The following is a 15,232-nucleotide window of genomic DNA, read 5'->3' as shown; positions in this document are numbered from 1 at the left end:
GCACGCGAAAGCGTGCCGCACCAACACCCCGCGGATATGAAATTGACGCGGGGTGGAGCAGCCCGGTAGCTCGTCAGGCTCATAACCTGAAGGTCATAGGTTCAAATCCTATCCCCGCAACCAACAAAAACAACGGCTTAGACAGAAATGTCTAAGCCGTTTTTCTTTGCATGGAAGCAAGGTGGAAGCATCAGCGGATTGTGTTAGTTCTATTACCTGAACGCCAGGCCCGTTGACGGCGCGAACTAGCTGAAGGCTTTCAGTACTTCGCTGAATTTTTCTTCAGCGATAAGGTCAACCTGCATACCCTGGGCTAATAGCTTGAACTTCTTTTCCCTTTCAATGTCCGCAGTCGTCCAATGGGAAATTCGTATTAGCTTGTCATAAAGATCCAGGTCTACCATCGATCCATATTTTGCCCAAACAGAAGTAATGCCGGCCTGTTTAGCCATATAAATATCTTTTGGGAGGCTATCACCGACATATACGGCGTGCTCTGGGGCCACACCCTCAGAGGCACATATTTCCAGCAACACTTCTGGGTTTGGCTTTAAAGAATGGACGCACTGCTCAACAACCTTATGAGCGGGAAAATCTGCCAGCCATTCCGAAACGGGTTTCTCATCTGGATGAACGGTTTCAGACCTCTCCCTACAATACACTTTGTCAATATGCGCTTCTAAGCCGAGCCTGCGAATTCTATCTACAACACCAAAAAACTTACTTTCAGTATAGGCCACCACTTTTATTCCCCGCGATTTTAGCTGGTCGAGGGTAGGTTCAACCCCCTCATATAGTCGCAGGCGGCTTCTGCGTTCGGAATTGAAAGCGTGGAATGCAGAATCTAACCTCCGTTTGATCTCCGTTCTAGGCAATCCTGCATACGTATGCTTCACAACGTCGGCCTCTAACAGAGCAAATGGGTGCTCAGAGTCATGGTGGATTTTATGGACCTTCTGCAGGTCATTGATCAATCGTTCTTGGTCGCAGCCCAGTATGTCCTTTGCGGTGTCAATCAGTCGATAAATACTGGGTACAAAATAAGAAACCCAATCATACAGCGTGTTGTCTAGGTCAGTTATGAGGAGTGACTTTTGGGGGCTGTTCAACGTCTGTCTGTCTTTCGGTCTGACTTATTTTCGGCTGGTTAATTGTACTCATTTCGTTCTTACTTGAAATCGGCTTGTTACTCAAAAAAATAACAATTCCTACGATCACCATTCCAATCATGGTGTACGTATAAAATTTTCGGATCTTGGTTTCTGCGGACTTCTTGTCACTGCCTTCATATATAGTTTTCGTTCCGTTAACCTCCGCTTTAGCGTTGTCGTGGCGGCTAAAATGTGAGATCGCTTGGGTCATTCCTTTTTCGAGATCATAGACATATTTCTTCATATAGTTTTCTTCAAAGTCCTCCCCAAACGCGACTGCTCCACGAAGCATTCGATGATAAACATGCAAGTCTAAGGTTCTCACCATCCATAGCGCGCCAGCGGCGGCAACCATGATGATTCCTGCGACATGCAAGTGAAGCACATTGTCGGAACAAGGGAGCGGAATGTTTATGAAGAAGTCTTCTTGTTTGCCGATCAGAACCACGGCGACACCCAGAGCAGCAGCAACGAAGGTCAGTCCCAACTGTCGTGATTTGACTGACATTTCATTGAAATGCATTTGCGTCTCAACAACCTTTGACCAAAACTCGATATATACCCGTTGCTGGTCTGAGCTGACTTTTTTTGTTGATTTTTTGTTGTTTGACATGCGGCCCCCCTCTGTAAATGTCTTAGGAGGTCATATTACAACTATTGCTTGAACGTGGTAAAGTGGCTGAATGTTGGGCACCAGCAGAATGACGATGGCGGCGTAGCGATCGAGGCAAGAGACGGGGGAGATCCATATCGACCTGGACATCGAAACTGTTCGGCGCGGTGCCGTCATTATTGGCCCCAGTTGGACGACTGCAAAAGCTCTCAAAAATTTTTGCAGCCGATTTTCCTACCGGCCAAGGCGGCGCAATCTAACGGTTAGGTAACAGCTATACCGTCGGACCCGACAACGGCTCGGCTCTAATTCCAATAACCGACCAGACTTGGGGGAAAAATGACAAAAGATGCAGAACAGATTGCTTCAGAAAAGAATGCAATGTTTTTGGGAAATTACATCGTCATATTTCAGCATATAGAGAGTAAGTTAAATCAGATCCTGCAAATGGCTATGGGAGAAGGGAGTTGGCACTTCACGCAGATAATTCTTACGGAACTAAGCAATTCCTCAAAAATCAGGATTGTTAGATCCATTCTGAATAGTGCGCTGTCCGAGACAGAGGACAAATTCAAGCAGGACTGGCTTCAGGGTTTCAACGCTTTGATGAATAAGGTTGCTGATGAAGCGCAGCAGCGCAATCACCTCGTACATGGTACATATGATTATACCGCTGCAAAGCTTGGTGGTCCGGTTATCTGTTTCTATAAAAAGGCGGCAGCGGACGGCTTAAGAGATAAAACAATCTCTATGACGGATGAAAATTGCGAAGAAATTTTAGAAAAGGTTTCTGGCCTCGCAACTGCTATGAATTTCGCATTCTTGCAAATAATAAGTTGGTGCCCCGATTTGTTTAATGACCCCGTTACCGGATAGTTCAATTCCCAATAAACGGCCAGTTGGGTGAGTGATGAAAACAATAACTCGAAAAGACGTGAAGCAAATTCTCCAGAGCTGGAATCAAGGAAAAGTTTCAGCAGAGGCCGTACAAAACTGGGCTTGTGAGCGGTACGCTACTGAAAAGTATGATTGTGCAGACTGGGAAAGCGAGGACGGGGTTTCCGTAACTAATGAAGTCTTGGCGCATTTGGATATGCTGGATATGAACTTGTTAGTTCAGGATGATATACCTGCTTATTTAGAGTTCTTATCTGCTCCGGTTGGGGACTTTGACAGTGGTTTCGCAACGCTGGAAAAATATCTGGCATCTGTAGATCTGGAAAAAAGGAAGAGGCAGTTGAAAGAGGTTTTTCCTTACGCGCCATTTTGTAAATAGTTCCAGAAGCCTCTTTTTGAGATTTACAACAGCTGCCATTTAGGAAACTTGAGCTGTTCTCTGAAAATCAGGCAATGAAGGAACCTTTTTAGATCAAAATTTTTAGACGTTCCCTGCATGTTTGAACTTGTACGTCAAACTGACTGGAATTGTGGCGGATATGGCCGTTGATCGTAGCTCGGGCTGTCGCGCCTAGGTCATGCTCAATTTGTTCTATATTCATCCCATCAGCCACACACATGCCTATAGAATTTGAGATCATGAGCTTCCTATAAAGCTCTTTCTTCTCGTGCAGAATGATCTCCCGCATCCGGCTAGGCAAAAGGCCTGAGGTATTGTCCCTAAGAGCGAAGTGGGCTCGTTCGCTCGCCGCTTGCCACAATGGATGCAATTTAGCCCGCGTCACATTGGCCGTGTGGTATAGCTGGTCATCATCCACATAGCGCACTTTCTCCAACGCCAGCTTGACCACATCGCCCAGGCTCGCGCGCAAATCTTCTATAGAAGAAATCTCCCAATCGTCCTTCAGGTGCCGCTTTCCTGCCCGCACCTCCACCCTATAGACTTGCTTGCTCTTGTCGGCCCGGTCGATATCCCAAACCTCAAACCACCAGTTTTTCTGTTGGTCTATAGACGCGCGGCGCTTGTCATAGACCTGGACCTGGCGGCCTGGCATTTTTCCTATAGTAACCGTGCGCACCTTCCGACCTTGCGTGACCACCTGGGGCACAAGATCGTCATCCGGGTTAACCGGGCAATCATCCTCGCCCCTGTTGCCATAATGGCGGCTGACCTTACAATGAGGATGCGCCACAAACTGTTCCGGCCTGAGGGTGAAGTCTTCGTGCATCAGAAAGTCCATGGCGAAGTCTACCCGGTTGACGCTCTCGTCAATAATGGTTGCGCCCAGGGCCGCCAGCTCGGCCTTGATATGGGCAAGGGTGCCATCCATTCCCCGGCTTGCGAGGGTTGAGGCGGCAGGGGATACAAAGATATTCCAGTTCTGGGCCGCGCTATTGTGCTTGAAATAATAGTTAGCACCCGTCGGCCCGCTGCTCAGGCGGTAGCGATAGCCGCCGCGCTTACCGCTCTCAAAGACATGGAAAGGCATATTGTCCGGGCCGAAGGTCAATAGAACCTCGCGCTGGCTTTGCTGGGCCTCGTCGCGGGCTTGGGCAAGCTGTTCCAACACCTCCTCGGACAAGGCCCCTTGAAGGGCGATATCGAGAGTATCAATACCTGAGTAAAGAAGCGTGGGTAGGGCCATTATATCGCACCCCTGTAATCGTGGAGGGGGGTGTTACAAAGACCCCCCTTATTGAAGGGAAGAAAAGAGAAGAAGGGCGCTCGCCGCTGGGCAGGGGGTGCAGCCCTTGGGGGCTGCGCCCCCGCCTTCAGCGGGGAATGCGCCCTTGGTGCGGCGATCAAGGTGCGCTCCGCCCACGCTCGGGGCTGCGCCCCTGCGCGCGGTTCCCCGCGAGCGACCTTGACGCTTGAAAGACCGGTGCCAGCGGCGAGGCCGAAGAAAGCAGCGTGTCCCTATAGGGGCGGCGCTTCTGTCGGCAGCCGTATAGGGCAAAGGCTACCTCCGGCGACAGGCCGTCAAACTCGGTGAGGCGTTGGCCGTCTTCTTCGTACCAGGCATCAAGCAGTTGGTCGTTCGCGTCATAGACTTCCCTATAGGACAATCCGCGACCAGGTGCAGGGAAAGCCATATCATACCTCCCCTATTAGGGTGGAGGTGGTTCCGGATTGAGAAACCGGAATTTCTGGAGACCGCCGGAATTGAAGCCTGGACGCTTCCAAGATTTCCGGGCGCTGTCGCCTGGACCTGTCCGGCAGATTGCCTCGGATGTGCCCGGACCGCACCGGAGCAGCGCGGCAATGTTGCCGGGTGGTTCCGGCATGGACCGGAGGGAGCCGGAATTTCTGGTTCTGGCGATGTGAGGATTTAGTCATTGGTTGCCTCCGACGTGGAGGAGACCAGCTTGCTTTCGATCCAGTCTTCCAGGTCGCGGCGGCGATAGCGGACCGATCGGGCGGAGACTTTTACGAAGCGGGGACCGCCACCCCGGAGCCGCCAGTTTTGGAGGCAGCGCACGGTGTGGCCGACATAGGCCGCCGCTTCCTTTTCATTGATAAGCCGGGTTTGGTGGTCAGATGCACTAAGTGCGTTGGGGTTCTGTATCATTGGTTCCCATCCTTTGAGTTAAGTGATGGTCACCATATATACGCACGACTGACTCTCAGTCGCGCCAAACCGCTGGCAATAACTTGGTTCAAAAAATGACTAGGTTTTTGCGGGTCACTTATTCCGCTTGATGACCTTGCGCATTTGCGAGCCGATTTCCGTGCCGGTAACGCTAGGGTCAATGATCGCGACTACATCGACACAGAAGTGATAGGCCTGGGTAACGCCTTGGCCTTTGTGCCCATCAAATGTGAAGGCATGCCCTAGCGTGTCGCGCCAAAGGATTTGAAGGTTGCTGACCAGCATATAAAGGCCATGCTTCCGCTTCCTGCCGTCGCGGCCTGTCGGCATATGCTCAATGCCATGTGTTGCCATTTGCTCTATTGCATTGACTGCATTTACCAGGTCTTCAATCTCCCACCTCATTATCGCAGCCCCATTCTGAGTGCCCAGATATATGGTCTTACAGCCATGAATGATGCTTTCGGACGTGTGCCCCTCGGCCGGTAATGGGTCAGGGCGTGGCGCGGACCTTACGTCCCTATGAGCCATCCAGAGCCAGCGATCTTCGAAGTCATTTAAGCCGTCAATCTTTTGCGTCAGCTTGCGGGCCGTATCTCTAACGCCTTTCAGCGCCTTTTTGGTTCGCTGTCGCGATGGAGTATCCTCACCAAAGCGCCGGTTATCGAAGTAGATTTCTGCAAACGAGTTGAGCCGTCGATAGAGGGCGTCTAGGTCGGGTATCTCATATTTGAGAGCAATAGCGTCAGATCGCTCTCGCGTTACATAGCGCAGGTCTTCGTCTAATTTGTTGGATTGATCCATGGAGGACCTCTCTAGCTAACGTAGCTACCCTTACATTAGCTATACGTAGGCAGGGGCGCGGCCTACATATAGGTAATGTAGCTCGCTACTCTGCCTCTGTTTCGTCCGTGTCAATGTTACCGGCCAATGCCGCGCTGATAGCCTCAGACACCCTATCCGCAGCTTCGTGCATCGGGGCATCCGCTAAGTGGGCATAACGCGCTGTGGTCTGTACCTGGCTGTGGCCTAGTAGCTTTCCAATCATGGGCAGGCTTTCGCCCATCGACACCGCTCCTGATGCAAAGCTGTGTCGCAGGTCATGGATACGTAGATCAGGTAGCTTTGCTCGTTCCCTGATACGCCGCCACGGCTTTTGGAAGTCGGTTAGATAGTGGTCTGGCTTTTTGCCACAAATGACGTAGGGGTTGCCCTCTAGGCGTTCTATATCGGCTAGTACATCGAGGGCGGGTTGACCTAGATAGACCTTCTTTGCGCCAGTCTTGCTATCAGGCAGGAATAGGGCGTTGCCCCGGATATAATCCCATTTGAGGGTCTGGATTTCCCCGAGGCGGCATCCGGTTAAGATCAGCAGTTTGATGGCTGCGACCATATAGGGGCTTTCGCTGCCATCATCCCGGCTGGCTTGCAGGGCCTTGCCGAGAGCTTTTAGCTCCTCGGCGCTCAGATAGCGTTCTCGCTTCTCCTCATGGTATTTCTTTACATGGCGGGTAGGGTTCGAGCCATCCGGCCTTAGCCCCCATTCCTCAGCGAGGTTAAACAGCTTGGAGAGAACGCCTAACGTGCGGTTGGCCTGATAGGGAATATGTCTGTTGGCATGGTGCAGCTTAGCTATGTCCTGGCGGGTAATGTCTTGTATCTTGTGGTTGCCGAGTGTGGGCTTGATAAAAAGGTCTATATTGCGCTGGTATTCCTTGGTGGTGCTGGGCTTGCATTTGGCTTTGACATGCTCGTCCATGAAGCGCGAGCACAGGGCGCTCAGGGTCGGGGCGATCGAATAGCGCCTGCGATCTTCTGAGGGGTTGCCGCCATTGGCTACCTCAACCAGATATTCTCGAGCCATCTTGCGGGCTTCATCTGGTGTCAGGACGCCATGCTTGCCAAGGGTTAGGCGACGGGTGCGGCCACCGGAGCGATACTGGATCAGATAGCTTTTAACCCCTGACTTCAGGACGCGCAGGCCGAAGCCCTTTATTTCGCTATCCCAGACAAAATAGTCTGTGGCTTTAATCGGGGCAGTATCAACGGTGCGTTTGGTGAGTTTGGTCATAGCCGATCCATGGAAGCGATATGGAAGCAAATATTGGCGAAACAGGTTCGGTTAGACCGTATCTAGGCGTATATGAACAGGCTATGAATGAAAGAAAAAACAGTAGGTTAAATATCATCATCGTAGTCAGTGAAACTTGAGGGTAGATAATAAGAGCTACCTCATAACCTGAAGGTCGCAGGTTCAAATCCTGCCCCCGCAACCATCTTCACTTGCTCAGCAAGTGCGCCAGACCCTCCGAGATCAAACTCGGAGGGTTTTGTCGTTGTATCCAGGGGCTTATTGCCTGCGGCGCTCAGGTGCAGAATGGTGGCCAGGTCGCCCTGGAGGTCGATGTCAAAGCCCTTGTCCGTCGGGTGCAGGGTGACGGTGTCAAGAAGGGAGCGCATCGTGTTGAAGGCCTCCAGGTCTTCCCTATTGGCGTGCAGCGCGTCAGCAAGCTTCCCAACTCTCTGCTTGTAGATGTCCGCCATGCCGGTGTGTAGCAGCAGCGGGGCCTCTTTATCCATCATGGACAGTTCTTGCTTGAGGTCTGCTTTCTCAGCTTCACGCATCTCCATGCGCTCTTTAAAGCGGGATGCCGGGGCACCATCGAAGATGGCATCGATGGCCTTGTCGAGCTGACGCTCTATCTTGGTAATCTTGCCCTCCAGAGCTTTACGGCGTCCGCGTGCTTCGCCTTGCATGCGGTTCAGCTCACCGGAGAAGGCTTCTATGAATTCGGCAAAGCTCTCGGGCTGCATCAGGTGATGCTGCAGGCTGGCCAGTAGTTGCTCCTCAAGCGTATCCATACGGATGGTTTTGCGGTTTGCACAGACGGTCTTCCCTTTCGCCCGTGAGGCGGTGCAGCCCAGATGGTCCTTGGATATCTTGATATAGCTGCTGCCACAGCAGCCGCACTTTACCTTCCCGCTCCAGAAATAGCGCGGCCGGCTTTTGTCATAGAAGTTGGTGCCGATGTCATCGAGTGCCTTCTGTCGTGCCTTGGCTCGTTCCCACAGCTCGTCGGGTACGATCCGGAGATCCGGGGCTTCCTCAACGATCCATTGGTCCTCAGGGTTAAGGCGCGAGACCCGCTTCCCTGTTGATGGGTTCTTCACATAATGGAGCCGGTTCCAGACGCGGCGGCCGATATAGAGTTCGTTGTTGATGATGCCCGTCCCACGACGGCGGTTGCCATGGATGGTGGTTGGCCCCCAGGTGCCGCCCTGTGGGCCTCTGACACCCTCGTCGTTCAGTGTATGGGCAATCTTGCGGGGAGACATGCCATCCGCATACATGGCGAAGATGCGTCGTACTGTCTCAGCCTCCTCATCATGGATTATCAGCTCGCCGGCAACCTTCTCTCCCGCAGCGTCAAACTTGAGGGGGATGTCATAGCCGAAGGCTTTGCCGCCACCGGACTTGCCGGCTCGGACGCGGCCTTCAAGGCCACGTCGTGTCTTATCAGCCAGGTCCTTAAGGAAGAGGGCGTTCATCGTGCCCTTTAGCCCGATATGGAGCTCGGAGACCACGCCTTCCGAGAGCGTGATGACGGTTACACCATGGAAGGTAAGTTGCTCATAGATGCGGGCGATATCCGACTGATTGCGCGACAGCCGGTCGAGCGCCTCGCACAGCACGATATCGAACTTGCAGTCGGCCGCGTCGACCATCAGCCGTTGAATACCCGGGCGCATCATACTGGCGCCTGAGGTAGCTGCGTCGGAATAGCTGTTGGCGATCTGCCAACCTTCCTGTTGCGCGCGGGCTTTGAGCCGGCGCATCTGGTCCTCAATAGAAGCCTCTGATTGGAGGTCGGTAGAGTATCGGGCATAAAAGGCTGTGCGCATCATAAATCTCCGGGGTCATGGTCATTGACGCTCTGACTGGCCGGACAGTCAAGTCGACCCTGGGGATAGTCGTCATCTTCCGCATTATCGTTGGCAGCCTGAGTATATTGTTGCTCAGCCCGATAATAATCGTGCGCGGCCTGACGGGCGAGGGCGTGAATGAGCTTGGTGATAGCTGGAGGTGATTTGGTTTTTGCCTGAGCCATTGCGCATCTCACGCGGCTTTGATGGCTGGGCAGAAATCTGCCCAGCAGTTGGAGATGAGGAGCTCACGGGCTCCGACGGCTTTGGTTCTGGCGGCCGTGTAGACGGTCGAGACTTCCTCGATCGCGAACGCCTGAAAGATATGGCGCACCTCAGGCGTGTCGTTGAGCGATAGGATGAACTTGCCTTTGATCGTGGCAAGCTGGGTGGCAAGCTTCTCGAAGTCTTCCCGGCTGAAGAGCTCACGGCCATAATAGTCCTCAACGCCATAGTAGGGCGGATCGAGATAGAAGAGGGTTGCCTCCCGGTCATAGCGCTTGATGAAGGCGCTATAGTCCAGGTTCTCGATGATGACCCCCGCGAGCCGTTCATGCAGGTCTTCGAGAAGCGGGCCGAGTTTGATCACGTTGAAGCGGCCCGGGCGCTTCGTCTCGACACCGAAAGCTTGGTTGGTACGCTGTCCCCCGAATGCAGTTCGCTGCAGATAGAGGAAGCGGGCTGCGCGTTCGAGATCCGTTAGCGTGCTGGGGTTGGCTGCGCGCAGACGTTCGAATTCGCGCCGGCTCGTAAGCTGGAACTTCAGCATCTCCATGAAATGAGCGTAGTGCCGCTGCAGTATGCGGAAGAAGGTGGCGACGTCGCCGGAGAGGTCGTTGATCACCTCGGCTTGGGGTACCTGATCCCGGCGCAGGAAGACACCGCCCATGCCGACGAAAGGCTCGGCATAGGTGACGTGCGGCACCTGGTTGATGCGCTTGATAATCTCGGCTGCGAGCAGGCGCTTGCCGCCGATGTATGGGGCTGCAGGCCTGATGGGTGTGACATTGGTGTGATTGGTCATGACGAAATTCCTTAGAGCTTACGGGTGGGCAATTGGGTGCTTGAGGCGAGGTAGGCGTCGAGGTCACGCTGCAGGTAGCGGACTGCATGCCCAAGCTTGAGGAAGCTCGGGCCTTTGCCGTAGATGCGCCATTTAGCGAGGGTGGATTTTGCGACACCTATGTAGCGGGCCGCCTCAGCGGTCGTGAGCTTGGTGCTCCCGACTTCCCTATCTTCGCCGATCTCCGGCTTTTCGCTAGGAGGGGTATGCATTCTGAATTCTCCTTTCCATTCAAGTTGGTAAGGAGACGGTGCTGGATTGTGGGTATGTGCGGCTATCTCAACTGAGAAACGTGTCGCTCCTTTTCCTGGAGACGAGTGAGATAGCCTCGGTTTTCCGTAGATAGCCCGAAGGGCACGGGGCTTCCCGGTGGTCGGGATGCGGCATGAATCTCGTTATGCTTTTGCTAGGTTTTTCATACCAGATAGAAGAAACACGTGACCTTCTTGTCGGCCACTTCAATACGTTTGGTGATGGCCTCGACAAGCTTTCGTTTCTGTTCGAAGGAGAAGGAGGTCCATTTCTCTGAGAGCCTTTGGCCCCCTGCTTTGAGGTCTGCCGGCAGCGGGTAGCTGTCCAGTTGAGCGTGGAAGATGTCTTCGAGATCATCCTTGGCAATCTTGGTGCGGCATTCCCCGCAGACATACTTCCGACTGCCTGAAGGCACATACATCTTGAAGCCGCAACCACAGTGAAGAATGCCTGAAAAGAGGTTGGCGACCTTGCGTGGCGGAGGGCCTCCCTTCCCCTTTTGGGCCTCAAGGATGGTTTTGCAGCGCTTCCAGAGTTCCTCCGGTACAAGGGCCTCGACTTCCTCATTGCCGAGGACGATGTCATCGGTGAGCAGGCGTGTGAGGGTAGTGGAGGTGAAGAGTGCGCCGCTGCGTGTGCGATAGCCTTCGGCGTTTAAAATCGTGCAGACGACTTGGCGGCGTTCGTGCTCTGCAAAGAGTTCGAAGATGCGCAAACGGACGGGCGCTTCATCTGGACTGAAGACAAGGCGTCCACTTTTCCGCTTATACCCAAATGGTGTAGGACCTGTTCGGGAGCTGGTCATCCCTATCTTTTCTTATGGCGAGTGTCTGATATCCGGAATATATGGCTTCTGCTAGCGAATGTTTTCTTTAGAAACTACTGACACAGGTATCAGTATCTTATTTTCTTTCAAGGTTTCACCTTGCGCTAGTTTCATCGCACTTGTGGCTCCAGCACGACCCATTTCACCGGCTTGCTGCCCAATTGACGCATACATGTCACCCTGAGAAATTGCCTGTTTCCCCGCGCTTGTAGCATCAAAACCAATAACAATTGGGCGCTTATCTTTAGGTATTCCAGCGTTCTCCAACGCGGCAATCGCGCCTAGGGCCATGTCGTCATTGCTGGCAAAAATTCCGTCGACTTTGTCTCTGGCCATAACGCCTGCTGTCAACTCCATGGCTCGTTGCCGGCTCCATTCACCTTCACGCTCGATGACTTGAAGTTGGCCGCCAGCTCCTTCAACAAAACCTTCAGCCCGGTCTATGGCACTTTGGTGTACATAGCTACCTTTGATCAGCAGAACTTTGGGCTCAGTAACCGTTGCCAAAGCTTTTATCATTGTAGTGGCAGCTAATTTTCCCCCAAATCGATTGTCGGAGCCGATAAATGCATTCCATTTTGCTCCTGACTCTTTGGCTGCAGTTTTGTCGAGATCAGTATCTATCATCACTACAGGGATGTTTTGAGCATTGTACTGGGCGATGATAGGGGCTGGGGCACGGTTGTTCGCAACACCAAGAACGATTGCTGCGACTTTGCCTCGCTCCAGAACAGTTTGGAGTTGTTCGACCTGATTGGCCGCATCCATATCTCCTGCAGTTAGAATTCTAACATCAAATTTCTTGGAGTAGTCCTTGGCTGCGGCTTCGACGCCTTTCCGTACCTCTATCCAGAAGGGGTTGCTGGCGGAAGGTAGAAATACATACAACTGCTTTTTTTCATATCCTTTGTGGTTAAAGGTTAGTGCCGAAATAACCACCACAGCTAAAATCGCAATGATTGCAAGAAATGTTCTCTTCTGCATGTTCTGTACCATCACTTTCTTATGCTAGGAATTATAGCAATTTTGGGATTCTGCCACTGACGGTATCCCCACATCTTTCAGTGGTATATCATAGTATTCCGCTAGACAGGAGTCCCCCTTCCTTTCTGAACATTCGCACCAAAACGCGATATCGCATAGTGACAATTTATGTATGTTTGGCGCGGAAGTTTTGGGCGCGCGTATCTAGCCAGACGATAACGAACAACACGAGCCCAAAGAACATTGAAGCTACTTCAGATGGAACGCCCAAATCGTTTGTTACAATGTCCCTTGATGTATACACAGCTGCTGTCGCCAAAATGATAGAAAGGGGGTCAAATCGACCTCCCGTGACACGAGTGCCACCGATGACGGCAACCGCTATTGCGAGTAATTCTTCTCCCCATCCTACATTAGCCGACCATCCCCCATTGGCCTGGCCGTGGAGCCGGATAAGGCTGGCAATGAACACAAGTATTCCCGCGGTCAAAAATGCGAGCGTATATATCTTCGAGACCGCAATACGGGAGTACTTAGCGGATGTTTGGTCCATTCCTACTGCGATATGCTCCAAACCCCAGCGAGAATGAAACCGCCAACTGGTTGCCAGTAAAAGTATTATGGCCAAAACCCCTGTGGCAAAAAACACATTGTCCATATAGGGCAAGACAAATTGCTGTGGCAATGTGGCATTCCCCATAGCGAATTTAGTGGAAGACCTGCACAACTCTCCAGCCCCTTGCATACACGTTTGCAAAAGCGTGGATGCGCCTTTCGACAGCATAAGGACACTTAGCGTAACAAGAAGAGATGATACCCCTCTGTTAACCGCGATCGAATATATCCAGTACAAGAGTATTACCAATGTCAGGGCGACAGCGTGGGCCAGTAAGGCACTGCCTAAACCATTGGCTGGAAATCCATATACGAACAATATGGTCATTCCCACCAAGCTCATCACTCCACCAGTAGATATATCAATCTGTCCACATGAGATGACGACAGCAGCAGCGAGGGACAAAAAAAGTAACGGCAGTAGGTTAATTACCCAGACTTCAATAATTTGAATTGAAAGACTGCCGACGATAAAAGAAAGAGAGAATACCCCAAAAAGCCAAGATGCTAAGACAAACCGTCTGATCTGAAGTTCGTGATGCATGTTCATACGTCCAATTTCATGAGTGTGGACTTATCAAGCTTGCGAGAGATATGATATGCTCTTGTCTCATCGTGGCTAAGAAGATGCTTACGGTCTCGCTCATTGTGAGATACTACGATTACGGATCGTCCTGTCTCTTTTAGAGCTATTACTTTATCTAAAAAATATGATGCTCTTTTAGCATCGAGGAAGCTCGATATTTCATCAATAATTACTAGCGGTTGATTGGAGGCATAAGCTCTTCCTAGTTTTACCAAGGCTCTTCCCCCACTGGACAGATTACCTAGTGCGATGTTGAGAATATCAGAGGAGAAGATGTCACTCTCTTGCAAGAAATCATTCAGATTTTTTATCAGGTTATTTTTCTGAGAGAGCGGGAAATGAGGCAATGCAATATAGACGTTTTCCCAGACAGATAACTCAGGAAACATTTTGTCATCGGTGGAAAGCAATATCGAATGAGGTAGAAGTTCTTCTCGATGCTCAATTATATGATCGTATACATGCATCGTCCCAACACAACTGCTCAGTGGCAGAAGGCCGCCAATCAGATTTAAGAATGTGGTTTTTCCAGACATATTGTCGCCACTGACAAGGCAAAGCTCCTGTGTGCCAATGGTAAAATTTGGTATATCTAACTGCCAGGCCCCATCATTTGGGGAAGAGTAGGAGAAGCTAAAGTTTTGTATATTAAATAACTGTTTCGTCATCGGCGTTTTTCTGATTCTGGCTAAAGAAATACCCTCTTACCAGTAGGGATCCCAATACTCGGTGAAAGTCTTCAGTGTAAAAGGAAAACCCTTGCATTGCGGCCAGGTATCTGAAGTCTTCGTTTAGGCATCGCGATTCAAATATTTCACACGATCTATACATTTGCTCCGCATCAAGTAAACCGGATTTATATTTCGAAAAAGCGAATTCCAAGTTGTCTAGTTCAAGAAAAGTAAACATCTTTTCATCGAAATCTATATCAGAAGCCTTCCTTTTATTGTAAGTTATTTCATTAAAATATGCACGACACTCTTCTGGGGTGATTGTTTTGTTATTTTGAGCTTGGGTCGAGTGTTTGAAGCTCGTGGCTCCAGACACAAGTTGCTTCAGTTTTGAGTCCCCGCCAAGAATTAGGAGGTTTACCTCCTTTTTACGTTCGAATAGCTCTGACATTCCTGACTGACGATTACCAATTTGCCATCGTGTGAATGCGAGGATAAAAGCAAATGTTACCAATAGAGCTTGAAATGCGGCAACGTTGAATTTGTGCCCGCTCAGTTCTTTCACAGATATCTCATCGGCTTGGGACTGCAATTGGTCGCTTGGGGTAGTTGTTATATTGGGAGTATTTTCTGAGGTATTGCCGCCGGCTAGCTCATTTGGCTGTTTCAGGGAATGAAGCGCGTGATGAATTTTTGTTTGTTCAAACTTACTAAATCCGCACCCGTAGGATAGTAGACCTCCGCAGCTGCCCACTGTGCCTCCTATAACGCTTACCGCTATAGATAAGAAAACCCATAGCAACATATGGCGGGAAGCAGAGGTTAACGTCGCAGCGTACATCGATATCCGGTCAAAGATACTTGTTTCGACTTGTCTGCTCTTTAGTTGCTTAAAATACTCTTTCTGTTCTTCATATAATCGGGAAAAAAAATTGCCAGATGGAAGTATGTATTTTTCTATTTCTATGCCGCTGCCAAAGATTGCCTCAAATTTATCTTGAGGCAAAATTGTCGCAAGCTCTTGCGTCTGTTCTTGCGTCATGGCGAACCTATTTGGTG

General features: G+C 51.0%; 18 protein-coding genes and 1 tRNA gene. 3 read left to right on the top strand and 16 right to left on the bottom strand.

The window, feature by feature from the left end:
- The first annotated feature begins 46 nt into the window (after positions 1–46).
- Positions 47–123: transfer RNA gene (locus K6118_RS16880), tRNA-Met, on the top strand.
- A gap of 122 nt (positions 124–245) precedes the next feature.
- On the opposite strand, the gene K6118_RS16875 is transcribed toward K6118_RS16880, so the two are convergent.
- Positions 246–1,109 (bottom strand): HAD family hydrolase, encoded by an 864-nt coding sequence (locus K6118_RS16875; RefSeq protein WP_247121677.1) that lies wholly within the window; start codon positions 1,107–1,109, stop codon positions 246–248.
- Positions 1,075–1,764, bottom strand: coding sequence for a hypothetical protein (locus K6118_RS16870; RefSeq protein WP_247121675.1), 690 nt, complete (start codon positions 1,762–1,764; stop codon positions 1,075–1,077). Before K6118_RS16870 ends, K6118_RS16875 begins: the two co-directional genes overlap by 35 nt.
- A gap of 339 nt (positions 1,765–2,103) precedes the next feature.
- Between K6118_RS16870 and K6118_RS16865 the strand changes: the two genes are divergently transcribed.
- Positions 2,104–2,640, top strand: coding sequence for a hypothetical protein (locus K6118_RS16865; protein ID WP_247121674.1), 537 nt, complete (start codon positions 2,104–2,106; stop codon positions 2,638–2,640).
- 34 nt (positions 2,641–2,674) lie between these two features.
- Complete coding sequence (locus K6118_RS16860) at positions 2,675–3,040, top strand: hypothetical protein (RefSeq protein ID WP_247121673.1); 366 nt, start codon at positions 2,675–2,677, stop codon at positions 3,038–3,040.
- 88 nt (positions 3,041–3,128) lie between these two features.
- Here K6118_RS16860 and K6118_RS16855 read toward each other — a convergent pair whose 3' ends face one another.
- The 14 genes from K6118_RS16855 to K6118_RS16790 all read right to left on the bottom strand — a co-directional run bounded on the left by K6118_RS16855 (position 3,129) and on the right by K6118_RS16790 (position 15,215).
- Positions 3,129–4,307, bottom strand: a complete 1,179-nt coding sequence (locus K6118_RS16855; protein WP_247121672.1) for a hypothetical protein — start codon at positions 4,305–4,307, stop codon at positions 3,129–3,131.
- Between the two features lie 157 nt (positions 4,308–4,464).
- On the bottom strand, positions 4,465–4,755 hold the full coding sequence (locus tag K6118_RS16850; protein ID WP_247121671.1) for a hypothetical protein: 291 nt from the start codon (positions 4,753–4,755) through the stop codon (positions 4,465–4,467).
- A 236-nt stretch (positions 4,756–4,991) separates the two neighbouring features.
- Complete coding sequence (locus K6118_RS16845; protein WP_247121670.1) at positions 4,992–5,231, bottom strand: helix-turn-helix transcriptional regulator; 240 nt, start codon at positions 5,229–5,231, stop codon at positions 4,992–4,994.
- 114 nt (positions 5,232–5,345) lie between these two features.
- A complete protein-coding gene (locus K6118_RS16840) occupies positions 5,346–6,056 on the bottom strand; it encodes a hypothetical protein (RefSeq protein ID WP_247121668.1) in 711 nt (236 codons plus the stop codon).
- 85 nt (positions 6,057–6,141) lie between these two features.
- Positions 6,142–7,323, bottom strand: a complete 1,182-nt coding sequence (locus K6118_RS16835; RefSeq protein ID WP_247121667.1) for a tyrosine-type recombinase/integrase — start codon at positions 7,321–7,323, stop codon at positions 6,142–6,144.
- Between the two features lie 161 nt (positions 7,324–7,484).
- Complete coding sequence (locus K6118_RS16830) at positions 7,485–9,158, bottom strand: recombinase family protein (protein ID WP_247121666.1); 1,674 nt, start codon at positions 9,156–9,158, stop codon at positions 7,485–7,487.
- A complete protein-coding gene (locus tag K6118_RS16825) occupies positions 9,155–9,361 on the bottom strand; it encodes a hypothetical protein (protein ID WP_247121664.1) in 207 nt (68 codons plus the stop codon). Before K6118_RS16825 ends, K6118_RS16830 begins: the two co-directional genes overlap by 4 nt.
- A gap of 8 nt (positions 9,362–9,369) precedes the next feature.
- Positions 9,370–10,200 (bottom strand): DNA adenine methylase, encoded by an 831-nt coding sequence (locus tag K6118_RS16820; protein WP_247121662.1) that lies wholly within the window; start codon positions 10,198–10,200, stop codon positions 9,370–9,372.
- A gap of 11 nt (positions 10,201–10,211) precedes the next feature.
- On the bottom strand, positions 10,212–10,451 hold the full coding sequence (locus tag K6118_RS16815) for a helix-turn-helix transcriptional regulator (RefSeq protein ID WP_247121661.1): 240 nt from the start codon (positions 10,449–10,451) through the stop codon (positions 10,212–10,214).
- A gap of 203 nt (positions 10,452–10,654) precedes the next feature.
- Complete coding sequence (locus tag K6118_RS16810; RefSeq protein ID WP_281500879.1) at positions 10,655–11,296, bottom strand: recombinase family protein; 642 nt, start codon at positions 11,294–11,296, stop codon at positions 10,655–10,657.
- Positions 11,297–11,347: 51 nt separating this feature from the next.
- Positions 11,348–12,313, bottom strand: a complete 966-nt coding sequence (locus K6118_RS16805) for a sugar ABC transporter substrate-binding protein (RefSeq protein ID WP_247121658.1) — start codon at positions 12,311–12,313, stop codon at positions 11,348–11,350.
- A gap of 154 nt (positions 12,314–12,467) precedes the next feature.
- A complete protein-coding gene (locus K6118_RS16800) occupies positions 12,468–13,460 on the bottom strand; it encodes an ABC transporter permease subunit (protein ID WP_247121657.1) in 993 nt (330 codons plus the stop codon).
- A 2-nt stretch (positions 13,461–13,462) separates the two neighbouring features.
- The gene (locus K6118_RS16795) at positions 13,463–14,170 is read right to left on the bottom strand and encodes an ATP-binding cassette domain-containing protein (protein WP_247121656.1); all 708 of its coding nucleotides are present in this window, start codon (positions 14,168–14,170) and stop codon (positions 13,463–13,465) included.
- Positions 14,151–15,215 (bottom strand): hypothetical protein, encoded by a 1,065-nt coding sequence (locus K6118_RS16790; RefSeq protein WP_247121654.1) that lies wholly within the window; start codon positions 15,213–15,215, stop codon positions 14,151–14,153. Before K6118_RS16790 ends, K6118_RS16795 begins: the two co-directional genes overlap by 20 nt.
- Positions 15,216–15,232 lie beyond the last annotated feature (17 nt).

Origin of the sequence: Kordiimonas marina (assembly GCF_023006325.1) — a bacterium.
GTDB classification, from domain to species: Bacteria; Pseudomonadota; Alphaproteobacteria; order Sphingomonadales; family Kordiimonadaceae; genus Kordiimonas; species Kordiimonas marina.
The sequence above is the reverse complement of the archived record's forward strand: the minus strand, read 5'-3'. Positions and strand labels throughout refer to the sequence as shown.